Here is a 21,329-nt window from a genome sequence, read left to right as displayed (position 1 = left end):
GCTTGGCGGGACGGTCTCTTTCGGTTAGCCTAACCAACCATGACCGGGGCGACGCGCCCCGGCGAGAGACTCTTGGGAGATCAACGATGCGCGTTCTGGAACGCAAGCGCGCGCGGGGCGCCGCGGCGCTCGGCGCGGCAGCTCTGCTGGCCGTCGGACTGGTGGGATGTTCGAGCGACAGCGAGAGCGGCACCGACTCCGCGGCGACGCGTACCTTCGAGGCGCAGAACGGCAGCATCGAGATTCCGGCCGACCCGCAGCGCATCGTGTCCTGCGGTTACGCGACCCTCCCGCTCATCCAGGCCGGCGCGAACCTCGCCGCCGTGTGCGAGTGGAGCCGCGAGCTCGACAACATGGACGAGGAGACCCTGGCCGCCTACGAGGCGCTGCCGAAGGTCGCCCCCGACGGCGCTGTCTCGGAGCTCAACTACGAGGCCGTCACCGCCGCCGATCCCGACCTCATCATCATGGGCGTCCCGGCCCGCGTGAAGGAACAGGTCGACGTGGCCAAGCTCGAGGCGCTCGCCCCGGTGGTCTTCGTCGGACTCACGGTCCCGGGCGAATGGCGCGAACTCGGTGAGCAGTACGCCGATGCCGCGAACGTCAGCGACTCCTATGGGGAGTTCAAGGAGGAGTACGAGGCTCGCGCCGCCGAGATCGCCGACAAGTACGCCGGCTCGCTCGGGGACCTGAAGTTCGCCGGTGTCTGCGGTGTGTGCGGCACCCAACCCGGTGAATTCTCCCGTGAGTACGCCTCGTCGTACACCACCAACCTGTTCGACGATCTCGGGCTCGACTTCTTCGGGGAGCCGACCGATCCCGAGTCCGTCCATGCCGAGTACCTGTCGGTCGAGCAGTTGCCCGAGAACCTCGGCGAGGCCGACGTGATCGTCTACGGTGTCGAGGCCGACGGTTCGCTCCCGCCGGAGCTGGAGGAACTGTTCGCCTCCCCGCTGTGGCAGGATCTGCCCGCCGTGAAGGCCGGCAACCTCGTCGCCGTCAAGCATTCCAGTGCGGCGACCTACGAAACTGCCCTTCTGGCGCTCGATTCCATCGACGTCGAGTTGGAGAAGCTTCCTGCCAACCGGAACCGGGAGTAATTGCTGCTGCGGGCTCGCCCCGCGCCCTCGGCCGAACGGCCCCCGACGTCCCGACGCGGGGGTCGTTCGTCGTTCGTGCCCGAATCGACCGTCATATACCGAAAGCGACAGATGACCCGTTCCACCGCGCTCGAAGACATCGTCCCGCTCTCACCGCTGCAGCAAGGGCTGCTCTACCTGAGTACCGTTTCAGCGCAGTCCGGCTCGACCTCCGACGACACCGATGCGACCGACCCCGACGCCTACACGGTGCAATCGGTGGTGCGCCTGTCGGGCACGGTCGACGAGGCGCGGATGGCCGCCTCCGCCCAGGCACTGCTCGACCGCCACTCGGCGCTGCGTACCTGCTTCCGCCCGCGCAAGGACGGCCGCACGGCGGGTCTCGTCGTGTCGGGAGTGGAGAATCCCTGGCGCAGCGAGGATCTGTCGGGTCTCGAACGCGCCGAGGCGGAAGACCGGCTCGAGAGGATCGTCGAGGACGACCTGCACGAATGGTTCGATCCGACGCAACCGCCGCTCGTGCGCTGGACCTTCGTCCGCTTCGGCCCCGACGAGGTGCGACTGCTGTTCACCGCTCATCACATCGTCGTCGACGGATGGTCGTCCCCGATCCTGGTGCGCGAACTCCTCGAGATCTACGCCGCCGGTGGATCGGCATCGGGACTGCCGTCCGTGCGCCCCTACCGCGACTACCTCGCGTGGCTCGGGCAACAGGACCGCGAGGCAGCCCGAACGCTGTGGCGCGGGGCGCTCGACGGCGTCGGCGAACCGTCGCTCGTGGCCCCGCCGGGCGCGACCCGCTCGTCGGAACGCTGCGACGAACTCGACGTGGCGGTCCCGGAGGAACTCGGCGCGACGCTGTCGGAACTCACCCGCACCATCGGGGTCACCCTCAACACGGTGCTGCAGACCGCGTGGGCGATGCTCCTGTCCGGTCTGCTCGGCCGCGACGACATCGTCTTCGGTGCGACGGTCTCGGGTCGCCCGCCGGAGCTCGTCGGCGTGGAATCGATGGTCGGGCTGTTCATCAACACCGTGCCGGTGCGGGTGCGGCTCGATCCCGCCGCGACCGTCGCCGAGTTGCTGCGCCGCGTGCAGCTCGAGCAGTCGCGCACCGTCGATCACCAGTATCTCGGCCTGTCCGACGTGCAGCGCGCGGTGGGGATCGGTGAACTGTTCGACACCCTCACCGTGTTCGAGAGCTATCCCGTCGACCGCGACGCCCTCGAACGGGCGCAGCGCGCCGGAGGAGTGACGATCACCGGCGTCGACGGACGCGACGCCACCAACTATCCGCTGGTCCTCACGGCCGGCATGTCGGACCGGCTCGTCGTCAAGCTCGATCACCGCCCGTCGCTGATCGACGCGGACGAGGCGACTGCACTGGGCGCCCGCCTCGTCGCGATCCTCGGGGCGCTGTGCGCCCGGCCCGACGGCCGCGTCGCCGACCTCGACGTCCTGCCACCCGCGGAACGGGAACGCGTACTGGGCACCTGGGCCACAGCACCCGCGGCACCGTCGACCGGCACCGTCGCCGACCTGCTCGCGCAGCGGTTCACCGTCGACACCGACCGCCCCGCGGTGGTGTGCGGCGAGCAGGAATCGACGTTCGGTGAACTCGGCGCGGCTTCGGCGCGACTGGCGAGGTTGCTCGTCGACCGCGGGGTGCGACCCGACGACCGGGTCGGTCTCGCTCTGCCCCGGACCGGCGTCATGGTCGACGCGATCGCTGCCGTCCTCACCGCCGGAGGCGGCTACCTGCCGCTCGATCCGTCCTATCCCGCAGACCGTTTGCGGCACATGATCACCGACGCCGCACCGCGACTGGTGATCACCACTCGGGCCGTGCGCGCGAGTCTCGGGGACGTACTCGACGGCGCCGACGTGCTCACCCTCGACGACCCGGACGTCGAGTCCGCCCTCTCGGCATTGCCGGCCACCCCGCTCACGGATGCGGACCGGCGCGCTCCGCTCCGCCCCGGCCACCTGGCCTACGTCGTCCACACCTCCGGATCGACGGGGCTTCCGAAGGGTGTGGCCGTCACCCACGCCAACCTCGCCGACCTGCACGCCGCGCAACGCGTCGGCCCCATGCAGTGCGCAGGCCGCACACCACGTGACGGGCAGTGGCACGTCCTGCTCACCTACCCGTTCGCCTTCGACTCGGCGGTTGCCACCCTCACCTGGCTCTTCGAAGGCCATGTGCTGCACGTGCTTCCCGACGAGTACCGCGCCGACGTCGACCACATCGTCGACTACGTGCGCACCCGCGGCATCGACTACGTCGACACCGTGCCCGTCCTCATGAACCGGCTGCTCGACGCCGGACTCCTCGAACCCGGCGGGCACATCCCCGCGACCGTCACCGTGGGCGGTGAAGCGGTGAGCACCGCGCTGTGGCAGCGACTCGCCGCGAGCGGTGTGGCGGCGACGAACTGCTACGGACCCACCGAATGCACCGTCGACGCGACCTCCGCGCGCATCGCCGGGGACACCGTGACGATCGGGGGTCCCACCCCCGGCACGAGCGTGCGCGTACTGGACCACTGGTTGCGACCCGTTCCCGCCGGTGTGGCCGGTGAACTGTACGTCTCCGGAAACGGCCTGGCCCGAGGTTATCTCGGTCGGCACGACCTCACGGCGGGACGTTTCGTCGCCGACCCCTACGGACCCGCCGGGGCCCGCATGTACCGCACCGGTGACGTCGTGCGCTGGACGGAGGCGGGCACGCTCGACTACATCGGCCGCGACGACGACCAGGTCAAGATCCGCGGCTTCCGCGTGGAACTCGGCGAGATCGAAACTGCACTCACCGCGCATCCGTCCGTACGGAACGCCGTGGTCGTCGCGCACACCGACGACCGGGGAACGACCCGGCTCGTCGGCTATATCGTCGGCGGCGAAGCCGACACCGCCGCGGTACGGGCCGCGCTCGCCGAACGGCTGCCCGACTACATGGTGCCCGCCGTCGTCGTCGCACTTCCTGTCCTCCCGCTCACGGCCAACGGCAAGGTCGACCGGAAGGCACTGCCCGAACCGGATTTCTCGGCACTGGCCGGTGCCGGGGAACCGCGCACCGAGACCGAACGGACGCTGTGCACCACCATCGCCGACGTTCTCGGCCTCGACCGCGTCGGTGTCCACGACGACTTCTTCGCCCTCGGCGGCGATTCGATCGTCTCCATCCAGCTGGTGTCGCGGTTGCGCGGCGCAGGGGTGCGCGTGACGGCCCGTCAGGTCTTCGAACTGCGCACCGCGGCCGGGCTCGCCGCGGCGTGCGAGACACCCGCCGACGAACCCCGGCGACCTCGCACGGCGGCGACCGGCACGGTGCCCGTCACTCCGATCGTCCACGAATCCCTCGCGTCCGGCTCGTTCGACTCGCTCCGCCGGTTCACCCAGTCGCGAGTGCTCGTCGCCCCCGCCGGCCTGCGGGAGAACGATCTGGTCACCGGCGTACGGGCACTGCTCGCGGCCCACCCGATGCTGCGCTCGCGGTTCACCGTCGGCGACGCGGGACCGTCGGGGCGTACTCGTCGCGGTGCGACATGGACCGTGCCCGAGAGCATCCCGGAAGCCGCGACGCTCGTCCGGCGAGTGGATCTCTCGACCACGGAACAGATTTCATGGAACGATCTCATCGCTGAGGTGTCGTCGGAGGCCGTCGACGCACTCGACCCCGAGACCGGGGTGATGCTCCGCGTGGCCTTCCTCGACCCGGGACCGCAGCAGGCCGGGCGCATCGTCGTCGTCGCGCATCACCTCGTCGTCGACGGGGTGTCCTGGCGGATCCTGGTGCCCGACCTCGCCGATGCCGTCGAAGCGGCCGCCCGTGGAAAGACTCCCGCGCCGGAGGACACCGGTACGTCCTTCCGGGAGTGGGCGGAATCGCTGGTCGAGGCGGCCGCATCCGACCGGGTCGCCGGATCGTGGCCGGTCTGGGAATCCGCTGTCGCCGCCGGCGACACCCCCGCCGTGGGAACCCGTGCCCTGGACCCCCGGCGCGACACCGTGTCGACCTCGGCGTCGGTCGAGGTCGACGTGCCGGTCGAGGTCACCGAACGCATCCTCACCACCGTGCCGGCCGCCTTCGGTATCGGCACCGGCGACGTGCTGCTCGCTGCCCTCGCCCTCGCCGTCACCGACGTGTGCGGCGGATCCGCCCTGCGCGTGCACCTCGAGGGCCACGGCCGTGAGGAACAGATCGTGCCGGATGCGGACCTCTCGCGCACCGTCGGATGGTTCACCTCGTTGTATCCCGTGACCGTCGAACTGGGCGGTGCATACACCCTCGAGGGGCACGATCCGCTCCGGGCCGTCGCCCATGCGGCCGAGTCGCTGAAGCGGATACCCGACAACGGGATCGGGTTCGGTCTCCTGCGTTTCCTCGGGGACGGCCGCGAGCGGTTCGACGACTACCGGGCCCCGGAGGTGATGTTCAACTATCTCGGCCGGATGACCCTCGGCGAGACCACCGACTCGGCGTGGTCGGCCGCACCCGAGGTGGCCGCGCTCGGCGGTTCCGTCGATCCGGCCATGCCCCTCGACCACGTCCTCGACGTCAACGCGATCACGGAGGACGGACCGGACGGACCCGCTCTCTCGGCGGTGTTCACCTACGCCACCGGTGCACTCGACGCCGACCGGGCCCGCCGGATCGGGCAACGCTGGCTCGCGGCGCTGCACCTCCTCACGGACACGGTGGCGAGCGAAACCGTCGGCGCCCCGGTGCCGTCGATGCTCACGGCGCCCGGTCTGTCCGTCGACGAGGTCCTCACACTGCACGGTGAGAACCCCGGCGGTATCGAGGACGTCGTTCCGCTGACCCCCCTGCAGCGCGGGATGTACTTCCTGGCCGGACTCGACGAACCGTCGGGCTCGGGCAACGACGTGAAGGCCGCCCAGGGCGTCGATGTGTACACGATGCAGACCGACCTGGCTCTCGACGGCCGCGTCGACGCGGAGACGATGCACCGTTCGGTGCGCGCGCTCGTCGACCGGCACGCCGTGCTGCGCACCGGATACCGACCCGGTACGGCAGGAGAACCGATCGGCGTCGTCCGCCGGAGCGCCGAACCCCAGTGGACCGTCGTCGATCTCGGGGCCGTCGATCCGGACGAGCTCGACACGCGGGTGGCGGAACTTCTCGCTGCGGATCGCACACGCAGGTTCGACCTGGCAGTCGCACCCCTGGCGCGATTCACGCTGGTGCTCGCGGGACCTTCACGGGCGCGACTGCTGTTCACGATGCACCATCTCGTCTCCGACGGCTGGTCCACACCGTTGCTCGTGCAGGAACTCCTGCAGCTCTACGCCGCCGGCGGATCCACCGCCGGACTCCCGCCGGTGGCCCCGTTCTCGGACTACCTCACCTGGCTCGGTGCACAGGACGTCGCGGCCGGTGTCGAGGTGTGGCGCGAACTGCTCGACGGAGTGGACGAACCCACGCTGGTCGCGCCGTCCGGTACGGCGCTGCGACCGGAATTTCCGGCCGAACTGACGGTCGCGGTGCCCGACGGGCTGTCGCAGCGCCTCGTCGAGGCGAGCCGCAGGCACGGGGTCACCGTCAACGGACTCGTCCGGACCGCATGGGGCCTTCTCGTCGGATCGCTCACCGGCAGAACCGATGTCGTCTTCGGCGCGATCGTCTCCGGGCGCGTCCCCGACGTGGCGGGTGTGGAATCGATGATCGGCCTGTTCATCAACACCGTTCCGGTGCGCGTCCGCGCGGAGGCGGGGGAGTCGATCACCGATCTCGTCACGCGGACCCACAGCACGCAGAACCGCGTGATGGACCATCAATACGTGGGTCTCACCGACATCCAGCGCGCCGTCGGGATCGGCGAACTGTTCGACACTCTCCTCGTCTTCGAGAACTATCCCGTCGACCGCGACGCCCTCGACGCGGCGCAGCGGGAGGGCGGCGTGCGGGTCGGATCGGTCGGAGGTTCCGATGCCACGAACTTCCCCCTGGTGCTGGTCGCCGGGCTCGAGGACGAACTGCACCTCGGTCTCGAGTACCGGACCGATCTGTTCACCGATCACGACGCCGCCGCGCTGGGGGAGCGGCTCGTGCGCATCCTCGACCGGCTCACTGCCGAGAACCCCGGAACCGTGGCACAACTCGACGTGCTCACCAGCACCGAGCGGGCCGGTCTGCGCAGCGAGTGGTCGACGACTCCCGCGGCGCCGTCCAGCGGAGCAGCAACCGTCGCCGACCTCCTGGCGCGGCAGATCGCGCGTACCCCGCACGCGCCCGCAGTGGTCGCGGACGGGACGACGCTCACCTTCGCGGAACTCGGACGACGATCTGCGCGACTCGCCCGGCTCCTCGTCGAGACGGGGGTCGGGCCCGAGACGGTCGTGGGACTCGCGCTACCCAGATCCGAGCACATGGTCGTCGCGATCGCGGCGGCGATCTCGTCGGGCGGCGTGTACGTGCCGATGGACCCGTCCTATCCGCAGGATCGGCTGGCGCACATGGTGGCCGACTCGCGACCGCAGGTGATCGTCACGGTCGCCTCGGTTCTCGACGGCATCGCACCGGTCGCGGGGGACACGCGGATCGTGGTGCTCGACGATCCCGCCCTGCAGCGACAGCTCGACGAGTTGTCCACCGCTCCGCTGACGGACACCGACCGGCGCGGTGCGCTGCGCCCCCACAACGGCGTGTACGTCATCTACACCTCCGGTTCGACGGGACTGCCGAAGGGTGTCGCGGTCACGCACGCGAACCTGCTCAATCTGTTCGAGAGCCACCGCGCGGATCTCTACGTCCCCACCGTGGCGGCAGCCGGACGAGACTCGGTGGGGGTCGGACACGCGTGGTCGTTCGGTTTCGACGCGTCCTGGCAGCCGACCCTGTGGTTGCTCGACGGGCACACCGTGCACGTCTTCGACGAGGACACCATGCGTGATCCCGAACGGATGGTCGCGTACACGCTCGAGCACGAACTCGATTTCCTCGAGGTCACCCCGTCCTTCCTCGACCGCATGCTCGCGGCCGGACTGTACGAGAGCGGACACCGTCCGGCGTCTGTCGGATTCGGCGGTGAGGCCGTCAATCCGGCGTCGTGGCGGCGTCTGCGGGAGCTGACCGACGGGCGGGCGTTCAACCTCTACGGACCCACCGAGTGCACGGTGGACTCGCTCATCGGAGCGGTCACCGACGCCGACACACCGTGCCTCGGCCGAGCCGTGCACGGCGCCGGCGCATATGTCCTCGACGCGATGCTCCGCCCCGTCCCGATGGGTGTGGTCGGCGAACTGTACGTCTCCGGTGCCGGTGTCGCCCGCGGATATCTCGGCCGGCCCGACCTGACGACGGTCCGGTTCCTGCCGAACCCCTTCGAGGACGACGGTTCCCGCATGTACCGCACCGGCGACCTCGTCCGGCGGGTGCGCGGCAGTGACGGCCGGCCCGTGCTCGAATTCCTCGGCCGGGGCGACGACCAGGTCAAGATCCGGGGTTTCCGGGTCGAGCTCGGCGAGGTGGAGGCCGCACTGACCGCGGTGCGCGGCGTGCGGGACTCGGTGGTGAACGCGCACACCGACAGTCGCGGCGTGACACGCCTGGTCGGCTACGTGACCCCCGACGGCGACGTCGATCCCGCGGTGGTCCGTGCCGCGGTCGCCGAGCGCCTGCCCGACTACATGGTGCCCGCCGTGGTGCTGGTGCTCGACACCTTCCCCGTCACCGCCAACGGCAAGGTGGACCGCAAGGCCCTGCCCGAACCGGACTTCTCGTCGCTGGTGGGGGCGCGTGCGCCGCGCACCGGCACCGAGCGGGTCCTCGCCGATCTCGTCGCGGATGTGCTCGGGCTCGACCGGGTGGGGATCGACGACGACTTCTTCTCGCTCGGTGGCGATTCGATCGTCTCGATCCAGCTCGTGTCGAAGGTCCGGGCCGCCGGGCTGTGGATCACCACCCGCCAGGTGATCGAACTGCGCACCGTGGAAGCGCTCGCGGCCGCCGTGGACGACGACACGGGAGACACCCACCCTGTTGCCGTCGGCGAGGCGACGGGGGAGGTGACCGTCACGCCGATCGTGTGGGACACCCTCGAGCAGTGGACGGGCCTGTCCCGGTTCTCACAGGCACGCCTGCTCGTCGCGCCGGTCGGACTCACGCTCGGCGTTCTGCGGACCGCGGTCGAGGCGCTCGTGGCCGCCCACCCGATGCTGCGTTCGACCTTCCGCGTCGACGACGAAGGACGGCCGTCGTGGACCGTCCCCGAAGCCGTCCCGGACCTCACCGGCTCGGTGCGGCGAGTGGACGCCACCGGGCGGGACTGGGGCGAACTGTTCGACGAGTATCGCGAGAACGCGTACGCTGCACTCGATCCCGCCGGCGGACGCATGGTGCAGGTCGTGTGGTTCGATTTCGGACCGCACCAGGCCGGACGCGTCCTGATCGTCGTGAACCACCTCGTGGTGGACGGCGTGTCGTGGCGCATCCTCGTCCCCGACCTCGCCGACGCCGTCGAACAGGCCGAGCGCGGGGAGACGGTGACCCTGCCGTCGAGCGGCACACCGTTCCGGGTGTGGGCGGACGAACTCGCGAAGGCCGCACGCTCGGAACGGATCACCGCGTCGTGGTCGGCCTGGCAGCGCGCCGTCGACACCGACGAACCGATGCTCGGTTCGCGCCCGCTCGACCCGGCACGCGACACCGTCCGCTCGACCCGGTCGACTCGGGTGCAGCTGCCCGTCGACGTCACCGAACGGGTGCTGGCCGCGGACGTCGTCGACGACATCCTCCTCGCGGCCCTCGCCGTCGCGGTGGCGTCGGTCCGGGGCGGCGACCAGGTCCGCATCGACCTCGAGGGACACGGCCGGGAGGAGCAGGTGGTCCCCGGTGCCGACCTCTCGCGCACGGTCGGCTGGTTCACGTCGATGTATCCGGTGACGGTGGATCTGACGGAGGTCGACGTGGCGTCCGCGTCCCGGGACACCGAGGCAGCGGTCGCGGCGCTGCGCGCGGTGGCCCGCGCGTCGCGGGCGCGACCCGACAACGGCATCGGCTTCGGGATGCTGCGGCGACTGAACCCGGACTTCGGCGACCGCTTCGCCCGGTACGTGCCGCCGGCCGTCGTCTTCAACTACCTCGGCCGGCTCACGCTCGGCGAGGGGTCCGGCAGTCCGTGGTCGGGCGCACCGGGCGCCGCCGCGATCGGCGGCTCGGTGGATCCGGACATGCCGCTCGACCATGTCCTCCAGGTGGACGCGATCACCGAGGACACCCCGGACGGCGCGGTTCTGGAATGCGAGTTCGCCGCCGCGGCGGACGTGGTCGACGCGGACACGCTCGCCGAGATCGCGCGGATCTGGCAGGAGACGGTGCAGGTCGTCGTCACCGCGAGAAAGCTCACGGGCACCGCAACGTAAGGCACCTCCGGCACCGCGATGTAAGGCACCTCCGGCACCGCGATGTAAGGCGCCTCCGACACCGCCCGACGGTGCAGCATCCTGCACCGTGCATATATCGAAAGAAGGAGAACTCCGTGCTCGATCGCACTACCGTCCTTGCCGACACCGCCAGGATCCTGGACATCGACGTCGACGAACTCGATCCGTCGGCGAGCCTCGTCGACCAGGGACTCGACTCGGTGCGGTTGATGGCCCTCGTGGAGCAGTGGCGCAGCGCCGGAGTCGAAGTCGATTTCGTGGATCTCGCCTCGGCCCCCGACCTCGAGCAGTGGATCGCGCTGCTCGCCCGCGGATGAGCGGGTGATCGTGGCCGTCTTCGAGAAGCTCTTCATCGACATCGACCCGCTGCGCACCAGCCGCGAATTCCGGTACCTGTTCACCGCACGCGTCGTCTCGCTGTTCGGTCTCGGTTTCCTCATCGTGGCGGTGCCCGTGCAGGTGTACCAGCTCACCGGCTCGACGGCGCAGGTCGCTGCGGTCTCCGCGGTGATCGGTGTCACCACCTTCGCGGCCACCTTCGCCGGCGGGGTGCTCGCCGACCGCTACGACCGGCGGAATGTCATCGCGATCGCACGCGGCACCGCGGGCGTCGCCTTCGCCCTGCTGGCGGTCAACGCGATCCTGCCGGTACCGCAGATGTGGGCGATCTACGTGCTCGCCGTCGTCGACGGCATCGCGGGCGGGATCTCGTCGACCGCGCTCATGGCGGTCACTCCCAGCCTGATCCCGCGCGACAAGCTCGCCGCGGCCGGTGCGCTCATGGCGCTCACGGCCGACCTCGGCGCCATGATCGGCCCGGCCCTCGGCGGTGTCGTCATCGCCGCCGGTGGCGTGGGCGTGGCCTACGCGCTGGCCGCGTTCACCACGGCGATCACCACCTTCTGCATCACCCGCCTGCCGTCGCTGCCCCCGACGCACGTCGCGGAGGAATCACCGCTGAGATCGGTGATGTCGGGCTTCCGGTACGCGGCACACAACCGTGTGGTGGGGCAGGTGCTGATCGTGGGGTTCCTCGCGATGTTGCTGTCCGGCTGGGCCGTGCTCATCCCCGAATTCGCCGACGAGGTGCTCGGCGTCGGCCCGTCGGTGGTGGGCCTGCTCTACACGGCGCCTGCCGTCGGGGCCGTGGTGGGGTCGCTGACCAGCGGCTGGACCGGGTCGATCCGCCGGTACGGGCTGGTGGTCTACCTGCTCATGGCGGTCTCGGCCGCGGGTCTGGTGGGTGCCGGTGCAACCGGCATCCTCGCCGTGGTGCTGTTCGGTCTCGCCGCACACGGATTCGGTGACTCGCTCGCGGACGTCGTGCGGTACGCCACCGTCCAGCGCAACACCTCCGACGAGTACCGCGGACGGATCGCGGCGGTGTGGGGTGCGCAGGTGACGGCCGGTACCTCCGTGGGCGCCGTCGCGGCCGGAGTCGTGGCCTCCCTGGTACCGATCTCCATGGCCCTGACCGTCTACGGCGTCGCCGGTGTGGCCGTCATCGCGGTGATGTTCGTCTCGACTCCGACACTGCGGCGTTTCCGGGACGCGGGCGATCTCGAAGCCGTCGCCTGACGGACGGTCCCCAGGACGAGAGGAGGCGGGGCCGGATGGACACCCCCGGCCCCGCATCGCGTCATGCTCGTCCGTCGCGCGCCCACGCCTCCACTGCCGAATACCCTTCGCTGACACCCTGGGTGTAGGCGACGAGTGCCCCGTACAACCGGGAACCTTCGGTGGCGAGCTCGATGGTGCCCACCCAGTCGGCAGCGCGCGCCATGACGTGCGCGGAGATGTCCTGCCGGTCGCGTGTCGCGGACGACACGATCCGGAACGCCTCGTCCGCGATCCGGAAGGTCTCGGCGACACCGCGCCAGAAGTACTCCGCGTCCATGGCCGAGCGCAGCGACTCGTAATCCGTCGTGTCCTGCATTGCCGTGGCGTGTGCCAGTCGCTGCAGAGCGTGTTCCGCAGCCCCGACGGGGAAGTACGTCACGTCGTCGATGGTGTCCTTGCCGCCGCTTGTCGTTCTCACCGCAGAGATGGTGCCCGATTCCGAGCGAATACGAAACAGCGCACAGGTAACGGTATAGGCACGCGGCGTGTCGCCTACCCGGCCGCTGCCGGACGATTCGGGATCGAACACACGCACGACACGAGCAGTCCGGCGCACACCAGAACGGCGACGAACACCGGCGCCACCGAGTCCGCCAACTGCGCCGCACCGGGAGTTCCGGTGACGGTCTCGTCCGCCGCTGCGCCCCCGAGGGCTGCATTGGCCAGCGCACCGAACACCGCCACGCCCACCGCGCTGCCGATCGCACGTGCGAAGGCGTTCGCGCCCGTGACGACGCCCCGCTCGGACCAGTCGACGCTGGACTGCGCCGCGATCAGCGCGGGACTGGCGATCAACCCCATCCCGAGTCCCACGAGCACGCAGCAGAGCGCCACCTCCCAGGGAGTCGAATCCACCCCGACCTGCGTCAACAGCGCCGCGCCGCACAACAGCGGCACCGCACCCACCAGACCGGTGTTGCGAAAACCGATCCGCAGATAGAGCCGGCCCGACTGCGCCGCCGCGAGCGGCCAGCCGATCGTCATCGTCGCCAGCGTGAACCCCGCGACGAGCGCCGTGGTGCCCAGCGAACCCTGCACGAACGACGGCACGTACGAGGTCAGGCCCAGCACGACCGCACCCACCAGGCACGACACCGCGCTGGTGGTGACCAGCACACGTCGCGTGAACAGCCGGATCGGCAGGATCGGCTCGGCGGCGCGGGACTCGATCCACACGAACACCGCGATCAGGGCTGCACCGGCGGCGAAGATGCCGATCCCGGTCGCCGACGTCCACGCCCAGGACTGCCCGCCCTCGAGCAGGCCGAGGATCAGCAGGGCGGCGCCTACCGCGAGTGTCGCCGCGCCGGCCCAGTCCACGCGCGGTCGCGGTCCCGACGGCGTGTCCTCGCGGAAGTTGCGGACGAGCACCCACGCCGCGAGGGCACACAACGGCACGTTGATCCAGAAGATCCACCGCCACGACAGGAAGTCTGCGAAGACACCGCCCACGGCCGGGCCGATCACCGCCGACATTCCCCACACACTGGCGAGATAGCCCTGCGCCTTGGCGCGCTCGGCGACGGTGTAGATGTCCCCGGCGATGGTCTGGGCCATCGGCAGCACGGCGCCGGCGCCCAGGCCCTGCACCGCGCGGAACGCGATCAGCGCCGGCATGCTCCACGACAGCGCGCACAGCACCGAACCCACCGCGAACACCCCGATACCGAACAACAGGATCGGAGTGCGGCCGAAGACGTCGGAAAGTTTGCCGTACACCGGGACGAGCACCGCCTGCGTGAGCAGATAGGCGGAGAACAACCACGGGAACTGGGTGAAGCCACCGAGGTCGGCGACGATCGTCGGGATCGCGGTGGCCAGGATCGTGCTCTCGAGCGCCACGAGGGCGGTGGCGAGCATCAGGGCGACGAGGATCGGGCCCCGCTCGGACCCGAACCCGACGTCCACTCGCGACGATGCGGCCATGCCACTCCTGTTCCCACTCGTACGTTCGTTGTTCCACCCGGCTGTGAACGAGTGGGATATCCGCCACGGGGTGCGGTGCAGCCACTCGATGAGCACTAGGGTGTCAGCGTGCGTCCTTCACTCGAGTCCTACCAACACCTCGCCGGCGGCAAGGTGCGCGATCTGTACGTGATCGACGACGAGCACCTGCTCCTCGTCGCCAGTGACCGGATCTCGGCCTACGATCACGTGCTCGAGACCCCGATCCCCGACAAGGGGCGGGTCCTCACTGCGATGAGCGTGTTCTTCTTCAAGCTGCTCGACGCCACCAACAACCACCTCGCGGGAGAACCCGACGACGAGCGTATCCCCGAGGAGGTCCTCGGCCGCGCACTCGTGGTCAAGCGCCTCGAGATGGTGCCCGTCGAGTGCGTCGCCCGAGGCTTCCTCACCGGCTCCGGCCTGCTCGACTACCAGGCCACGGGCTCCGTCTGCGGTGTCACCCTGCCCCAGGGGCTCGTCGAGGCCAGCAGACTGCCCGAGCCGATCTTCACCCCGGCCAGCAAGGCTGCGCTCGGCGACCACGACGAGAACATCTCCTTCGACGACGTCGTCGAGAAGGTCGGGCTGAACCTGGCGATGAAGCTGCGCCAGGACACGCTCGACATCTACGACCGCGCCGCCATGTACGCGTCCGACCGCGGCATCCTGCTCGCCGACACCAAGTTCGAGTTCGGTCTCGACAAGGCCGGCAATCTGGTGCTCGCCGACGAGGTCCTCACCCCGGATTCGTCCCGCTACTGGGACGCGAACGAGTACGAGGAGGGCAAGGTTCAGCCCAGCTTCGACAAGCAGATCGTCCGGAACTGGCTCACCGGACCCGAATCGGGCTGGGACCGCGCCTCCGACACCCCGCCCCCGCCGCTGCCGCAGCACGTCGTCGACAAGACGCGAGCTCGCTACATCGAGGCGTACGAACGTATTTCGGGACTGTCCTTCGACGATTGGATCGGCTGACCGCATATGACCTCCTCGAAGATCACTCCGCCGGTCGCGAAGAAGGTGCCGCTCGCGCGCACCCATCACGGGCACACCTTCGTCGACGACTACGAATGGCTGCGCGACAAGAACGACCCCGAGGTCGTCGCGTATCTGGAAGCGGAGAACTCGTACACCGAGGCGCAGACGGAACATCTCGCTCCGCTGCGTGAAACGATCTTCGAGGAGATCAGGTCGCGCACTCAGGAGACCGACATGTCGGTCCCCACCCGGATGGGTGAGTGGTGGTACTACGCCCGCACGGTCGAGGGCAAGCAGTACGCGATCCAGTGCCGGTGCCCGATCGCCGACGCCGACGATTGGACACCGCCGAACGTGACCCCGGGCGTCGAACTCCCCGGCGAACAGGTGCTCCTCGACGGCAACGTCGAGGCCGAAGGGCACGAGTTCTTCTCGCTCGGGGCGTTCTCGATCAGCCACGACGGCACGCTGCTCGCGTACTCGACCGATGTCGTCGGCGACGAGCGGTACACGCTGCGATTCAAGAACCTGGCCACGGGCGCGTTGCTGGCCGACGAGATCCCCGGCACCGCACCGGGGGCGACGTGGGCGCTCGACCACAGCCACGTCTTCTATCAGACGGTCGACGAGTCGTGGCGGCCCGACACCGTCTGGCGGCACAAGCTCGGCACCGCCGTCGACGAGGACGTGAAGGTCTTCCACGAACCCGACGAGCGGTACTGGGTGTCGATCGGTTCGACGCGCAGCGAGAAGTACCTCATGATCTGGGTCGGGTCCAAGATCACCACCGAGGGATGGGTACTCGAATCCGCCGACCCCACAGGCGAATTCCGTGTGATCCTGCCGCGCCGCGAAGGTGTGGAGTACGGCGCGGAACACGCGGTGATCGCAGGTGAGGACCGATTCCTCGTCCTGCACAACGACGTCGACCCCGAGACGGGGGAGAAGGCCGAGAACTTCGTGCTCGCCGAAGCTCCCGTCGACGACCCGTCCGCCCTGCGCACCCTGATCGGACACCGGCACGACGTGCGCCTCGAGGACGTCGACGCGTTCGAAGGGCACCTCGTGCTCGGCTACCGTCGGGAGGCCCTCACCCGGCTCGCGGTGTGGCCGTTGACCGACGAGGGCTACGGCACGCTCACCGAACTCGAATTCGGCGAGGAACTCTTCGCCGTCGGACCGGGCGCGAATCCCGAATGGACCCAGCCCACCCTGCGTCTGGGCTACACCTCGTTCATCACCCCGAGCCGGGTCTACGACTACACCGTGAGCACGGGCGAGCTGACGCTGCTCAAGTCGCAGCCGGTGCTCGGCGACTTCGACCCGTCGCTCTACGAGCAGCGCCGCGACTGGGCGACCGCCGAGGACGGCACGACGATCCCGTTGTCGATCGTCGCGCGGAAGGGCACCCCGGAGAACGCGCCCACGCTGCTGTACGGCTACGGCTCGTACGAGGCCAGTATCGACCCGGCCTTCTCCGTCGCGCGGCTGTCGTTGCTCGACCGGGGCATGGTGTTCGCGGTCGCGCACGTGCGCGGCGGCGGCGAGATGGGCCGGCACTGGTACGAGAACGGCAAGTCGCTGACGAAGAAGAACACCTTCACCGACTTCGTGGCGTGCGCGCGGCACCTGATCGACACCGGTGTCACGAGCCCGGAGAAGCTCGTCGCCGACGGTGGTAGCGCCGGTGGCCTGCTCATGGGTGCGGTCGCGAACATCGCGCCCGAACTGTTCGCGGGCATCCTCGCGAACGTCCCGTTCGTCGACCCGCTCACGTCGATCCTCGATCCGTCGTTGCCGCTCACGGTGATCGAATGGGACGAGTGGGGCAACCCGCTCGCGAATCCCGAGGTGTACGAGTACATGCGCTCGTACAGCCCCTACGAGAACGTCGAGGCCAAGGATTACCCGGCGATCCTCGCGATCACCAGCATCAACGACACGCGCGTGCTCTACGTCGAACCCGCCAAGTGGGTCGCCAAGCTACGCGCGACGAAGACCGGCGATGCGCCGTTGCTGCTCAAGACGGAGATGAGCGCGGGACACGGCGGTGTGTCGGGCCGGTACGAGAAGTGGCGCGAGGTCGCGTTCGAGTTCGCGTGGGTGCTCGAGACGTCCGGTGCCTACCGCGCGGAGACCGCTGCGGGCTGAGCTCGGTATCCGCTCGCGTTCTCGCTATTCGCCGCAGCAATTGCCGACGCGAATGACGAACTGTGTAGCCGATAGCAAACTGCTCACCTGCGCAGTTCGTACCGGACCTGCGGTCGACCGGCGCGGCCGTATTCGGTGAGTCGGGTCGCGGCGCCGTCGTCGGCGAGCCGTTCGAGATAGCGCCACGCCGTCACGCGTGAGACCCCCACGGCCGATCCGACTTCCGCAGCGGTTCGCGGCCCGTCGGCGTGATGAAGGAAATCGGTGATCTTCGACAGCGTGTCGGGGGAGATGCCCTTGGGTGTGGACGGACGGGAACTGCTCGTGCGCAGAGCCGACATGGCGCGATCGATATCGTGCTGGCCCGCCGCGGTCTCGGCGTCGCGCAACGCCGAGCGGTAGGCCACGTACTGTTCGAGCTTGTCCTGCAGTGCCGCGAAGGTGAACGGCTTGAGCAGATACAGCACCACACCCCGCGCGACCGCCGTCCGCACGACCTCCAGATCGCGGTTCGACGTGACGGCGATGATGTCGGGACTCGGACGACCGGCGCTCAGGCGTGCAGCCACTTCGAGGCCGCTCGTGTCGGGGAGCCCGATGTCGAGCAGCACCAGATCCACCGGTGTGCCCACCCGCGCAGCCGACGCGACCGCCCGCACGGCGTCGCTACCCGTGTGCGCGACACCTACCACCTCGAATCCGTCCACCCTCCCGACGTATTCGCGGTGGGCCTCGGCGATGAGCGGTTCGTCCTCGACGACGAGTACCCGGATCACGGCCGGCTCTCCAGGGGGATCACGGCGACGATCATCGAACCCAGCGACGGTTCGGTGCGCAGAGTTCCCCCGTGACGCGCCACGACCTGGGCGACGAGTGCGAGTCCGAGGCCGCGCTGCTCGGACTTGGTGGAGTAGCCGCGCTGCATGGCCCGGGCCAGCACCTCCGGCGACATCCCCGGCCCGCTGTCGGCGACCTCGACGATCATCGACGAATCGTCCCGCCGCACAGTCACCTCCACCCACGGGTCGTCCGACGCATGGGAGGCGTCGATGGCGTTGTCGATGAGATTCCCGACGAGGGTGACGATATCGCGCGCCGGGATCGACGGAACCGGGCCCAGTTCCGTGTCGTCGGTGACGGTCAGTTCCACACCTCGTTCGGCGGCCTCGTCGATCTTGCCGAGCAGCAACGCCGACAGCGCCGGCTCGTGGACGGCACCGGTCAACCGGTCGATCAGGTGCTGGGAGACCGCCAGTTCCTGCGTCGCGAACGCGACCGCGTCCTCCGTCCGGCCGAGTTCGACCATCGTGACGATGGTGTGCAGACGGTTCGCCGACTCGTGGGCCTGCGCCCGCAGCGACTCGGCGAATCCGCGGACCGAGTCGAGTTCACCGAGGACACCGCGCAACTCGGTGTGGTCGCGGAGGGTGACGACGGTGCCGATGCGACGCTCGTTCCAGTTCACCGCGTCGCTGTTGACGACGAGGGTGCGGTCGCGCGTCAGGTGCACCTCGTCGCGTGCCTCGCCGGTGGTTGCGAGTTCGCGCAGTGTCTCGGGCAGGGCGTCGAAGGGGACCGGCTCGGTCGGGGGAAGGCCGAGCAGGCGGCGTGCCTCGTCGTTGACGACGTCGACCTGCGGTGAGGCGCCGGGTGCTCCACCGAACACCAGCAGCCCTTCGCCGATCGAGTGCAGGACGGCGTCGTGGTGTTCGTACATGCGCCGCAGCTGGTCGGGATCGAGCCCGAGGGTCTGACGGCGCAGGCGCCGCGCGATCAGGTATCCCCCCGCCGCGGTGACCACGAGCCCGGCCGCCACCAGCCCGACGATGCCCGGAAGGCTCCGCACGAAGTTCTCGGCGATCCTCTCCCGTGTCACCCCGACCGACACGAATCCGACGAGCGTGCCGTCGTCGTAGACCGGCGCGATGGTGCGGATCGACGATCCGAGGCTGCCCGTGTACGTCTCGCTGAACGGTTGCCCGGACCGGGCCTCGTCGATGTGGCCGGTGTACGGGAGTCCGATCCTCTCCGGGACCGGATGCGTCACGCGGAGCCCGTCCGGGTCCACGATCACGACGAAGTCCACTCCGGTCGCCTCACGGATCTGTTCGGCGCGCGGCTGGAGCGCGGCGGTCGGGTCGGGGGCGAGCAGCCCCTCGGCGATCTCCGGGAACACCGCGGTGGTCACTGCGATATCGGTCACGCCGCGACGGGTGGCGTCGTCGGCGTCCCGCCGTTCGTCGACGACGATGAGGGCACCCGCCACGATCGCTACCACCGTGAACACGACCGACTGGAGGATGAGCAGCTGGCCCGCCACGCTCATCGGCGGTCTCGCCTGGCGACGGTTCACCGTTCACCTCCCGTGAACACTATGTACACAAACTTCTCCCGCGGCGACCCGGCCACCACCATGTCCTTATGTGGACGTGATGCCGGTCACCACCCGGGCGCGGAGCGGCCCCTACCAGGGTCCCGTAGTACCCGACCGAACCACGGTCGATTCCCGAGTCCTCGCCGGTGCGTCACCGCATCCCGTTATCCGTGAACATCGCGCGACGAGCCCGCGCATGATCGAAGGGCACTCCATGAGCACCACAACCGTGCGGGGCGAGAAACGCCGCGACCGTACCCACTGGCTGTACATCGGCGTCATCGTCGCCGTCGTCGCCGGTATCGCCGTCGGATGGCTGGCCCCCGAGACGGGCAAGTCGCTCGGTGTCCTCGGCACCATGTTCGTCGACCTGATCAAGATGATGATCAGCCCGGTGATCTTCTGCACCATCGTGCTCGGCATCGGGTCGGTCCGGGCAGCGGCGAGCGTCGGCCGGATCGGTGGACTCGCGCTGATCTACTTCGTGGGCATGTCGACCGTGGCCCTCGCGATCGGCCTGGGTGTGGGCAACCTGCTCGACCCGGGCTCGGGGCTCACCCTCGATCCGGCCAACGCCGGATCGGGTGCCGAACTCGCCGAGAAGGCGCATGCCGCCGGCGGCACCGTCGACTTCATCGCGTCGATCATCCCCACCTCCCTGTTGTCCGCACTGACCGAGGGCAGCGTCCTGCAGACCCTGTTCGTGGCGCTGCTCGTCGGCTTCGCCATCCAGGGCATCGGCAAGTCGGGTGAACCGATCCTGCGGGGCATCGGCCACCTGCAGAAGCTGGTCTTCCGCATCCTGACGATGATCCTGTGGCTCGCCCCGATCGGTGCGTTCGGTGCCATCGCCAACGTCGTCGGCCAGACCGGTCTGAGCGCGGTCCTGCAGCTCGGTGTGCTGATGATCGCCTTCTACCTCACGTGCGTCGTGTTCGTCTTCGGTGTTCTCGGATCGTTGCTGCGAGCGGTCTCCGGTGTCTCGGTGTTCAAGCTCGTCAAGTACCTCGCCCGCGAGTACCTGCTCATCTTCGCGACGTCGTCGTCGGAGTCCGCGCTGCCGCGCCTGATCGCCAAGATGGAGCACCTCGGTGTCCAGCGCACCACGGTCGGCGTGGTCGTGCCCACCGGTTACTCGTTCAACCTGGACGGCACCGCGATCTACCTGACGATGGCCGCCCTGTTCGTGTCCGACGCGATGGGCAGTCCCCTGAACATGGGTGAGCAGCTCTCGCTCCTGCTGTTCATGATCGTCGCCTCGAAGGGTGCGGCCGGGGTCACCGGTGCCGGTCTGGCGACGCTGGCCGGCGGTCTGCAGAGCCACCGCCCCGACCTGCTCGACGGCGTCGGCCTGATCGTCGGTGTCGACCGGTTCATGTCCGAGGCGCGTGCCGTCACCAACTTCTCCGGAAACGCCATCGCGACCCTGCTCATCGGCACGTGGACCAAGTCGGTGGACCGCGAACGGGTCGACGAGGTGCTCAGCGGACGGTTGCCGTTCGACGAGAGCATGATGGTCGACGATCACGAGCCCGCTCCCGAGCGCGAACCGGCGAGCCTGGAGAAGGTCTCCGTCTGACCCGGTCCGTCCGCTACGACAACGGCTGTCCGCCACGGAAATTTTCGTGGCGGACAGCCGTTTCCGAAGCGGATCCGGGAGCATACTTCCGGGAGGAAGCACGCCTCGCTCTCCAGCCGCACAACTTCGGGGGTCGCTGTGAAGAACCGAGCTCGATTCGTCAACGTGCTCG

Annotated in this window: 11 protein-coding genes; 7 read left to right on the top strand and 4 right to left on the bottom strand. The window is 69.2% G+C overall.

Annotation, left to right across the window (positions count from 1 at the left end; all coding sequences use genetic code 11):
* Positions 1-86 precede the first annotated feature (86 nt).
* The 4 genes from PV766_RS01305 to entS all read left to right on the top strand — a co-directional run bounded on the left by PV766_RS01305 (position 87) and on the right by entS (position 12,086).
* On the top strand, positions 87-1,100 hold the full coding sequence (locus tag PV766_RS01305; protein WP_255162208.1) for an ABC transporter substrate-binding protein: 1,014 nt from the start codon (positions 87-89) through the stop codon (positions 1,098-1,100).
* 111 nt (positions 1,101-1,211) lie between these two features.
* Entirely contained in the window at positions 1,212-10,487 is a 9,276-nt protein-coding gene (locus tag PV766_RS01300) for an amino acid adenylation domain-containing protein (RefSeq protein WP_421096262.1), read from the top strand.
* Positions 10,488-10,603: 116 nt separating this feature from the next.
* Complete coding sequence (locus tag PV766_RS01295; RefSeq protein ID WP_064064572.1) at positions 10,604-10,825, top strand: phosphopantetheine-binding protein; 222 nt, start codon at positions 10,604-10,606, stop codon at positions 10,823-10,825.
* A 10-nt stretch (positions 10,826-10,835) separates the two neighbouring features.
* Entirely contained in the window at positions 10,836-12,086 is a 1,251-nt protein-coding gene (entS, locus tag PV766_RS01290; RefSeq protein ID WP_064064579.1) for an enterobactin transporter EntS, read from the top strand.
* 61 nt (positions 12,087-12,147) lie between these two features.
* On the opposite strand, the gene PV766_RS01285 is transcribed toward entS, so the two are convergent.
* Together PV766_RS01285 and PV766_RS01280 are read right to left on the bottom strand one after the other, a co-directional pair.
* Positions 12,148-12,546: a hypothetical protein gene (locus tag PV766_RS01285; RefSeq protein ID WP_064064571.1), complete on the bottom strand. Its 399-nt coding sequence runs from the start codon at positions 12,544-12,546 to the stop codon at positions 12,148-12,150.
* A gap of 74 nt (positions 12,547-12,620) precedes the next feature.
* Positions 12,621-14,054: an MDR family MFS transporter gene (locus PV766_RS01280; RefSeq protein WP_255162212.1), complete on the bottom strand. Its 1,434-nt coding sequence runs from the start codon at positions 14,052-14,054 to the stop codon at positions 12,621-12,623.
* A gap of 108 nt (positions 14,055-14,162) precedes the next feature.
* Between PV766_RS01280 and PV766_RS01275 the strand changes: the two genes are divergently transcribed.
* Together PV766_RS01275 and PV766_RS01270 are read left to right on the top strand one after the other, a co-directional pair.
* The gene (locus PV766_RS01275; protein ID WP_016933342.1) at positions 14,163-15,050 is read left to right on the top strand and encodes a phosphoribosylaminoimidazolesuccinocarboxamide synthase; all 888 of its coding nucleotides are present in this window, start codon (positions 14,163-14,165) and stop codon (positions 15,048-15,050) included.
* Between the two features lie 6 nt (positions 15,051-15,056).
* Positions 15,057-17,204, top strand: a complete 2,148-nt coding sequence (locus tag PV766_RS01270) for a S9 family peptidase (RefSeq protein ID WP_129977189.1) — start codon at positions 15,057-15,059, stop codon at positions 17,202-17,204.
* Between the two features lie 83 nt (positions 17,205-17,287).
* Here PV766_RS01270 and PV766_RS01265 read toward each other — a convergent pair whose 3' ends face one another.
* Positions 17,288-17,980: a response regulator gene (locus tag PV766_RS01265; RefSeq protein WP_016933340.1), complete on the bottom strand. Its 693-nt coding sequence runs from the start codon at positions 17,978-17,980 to the stop codon at positions 17,288-17,290.
* Positions 17,977-19,530: an ATP-binding protein gene (locus PV766_RS01260; protein ID WP_421096261.1), complete on the bottom strand. Its 1,554-nt coding sequence runs from the start codon at positions 19,528-19,530 to the stop codon at positions 17,977-17,979. The genes PV766_RS01265 and PV766_RS01260 overlap by 4 nt, the downstream gene beginning before the upstream one ends.
* Before the next feature lie 262 nt (positions 19,531-19,792).
* Here PV766_RS01260 and PV766_RS01255 point away from each other — a divergent pair, with 262 nt between their 5' ends.
* A complete protein-coding gene (locus PV766_RS01255) occupies positions 19,793-21,157 on the top strand; it encodes a cation:dicarboxylate symporter family transporter (protein ID WP_129977187.1) in 1,365 nt (454 codons plus the stop codon).
* Positions 21,158-21,329 lie beyond the last annotated feature (172 nt).

It is taken from the genome of Rhodococcus sp. As11 (genome assembly GCF_048957735.1).
Lineage (GTDB): Bacteria > Actinomycetota > Actinomycetes > Mycobacteriales > Mycobacteriaceae > Rhodococcus > Rhodococcus gordoniae.
This window is presented reverse-complemented; position numbering and strand designations above follow the sequence as displayed.

Excerpts from the sequence above, each read along its gene's own strand:
- PV766_RS01280 (WP_255162212.1), bottom strand. The coding sequence starts at position 14,054 with ATGGCCGCATCGTCGCGAGTGGACGTCGGGTTCGGGTCCGAGCGGGGC.
- PV766_RS01260 (WP_421096261.1), bottom strand. The coding sequence starts at position 19,530 with ATGAGCGTGGCGGGCCAGCTGCTCATCCTCCAGTCGGTCGTGTTCACG.
- PV766_RS01305 (WP_255162208.1), top strand. The coding sequence starts at position 87 with ATGCGCGTTCTGGAACGCAAGCGCGCGCGGGGCGCCGCGGCGCTCGGC.
- PV766_RS01255 (WP_129977187.1), top strand. The coding sequence starts at position 19,793 with ATGAGCACCACAACCGTGCGGGGCGAGAAACGCCGCGACCGTACCCAC.
- PV766_RS01270 (WP_129977189.1), top strand. The coding sequence starts at position 15,057 with ATGACCTCCTCGAAGATCACTCCGCCGGTCGCGAAGAAGGTGCCGCTC.
- PV766_RS01300 (WP_421096262.1), top strand. The coding sequence starts at position 1,212 with ATGACCCGTTCCACCGCGCTCGAAGACATCGTCCCGCTCTCACCGCTG.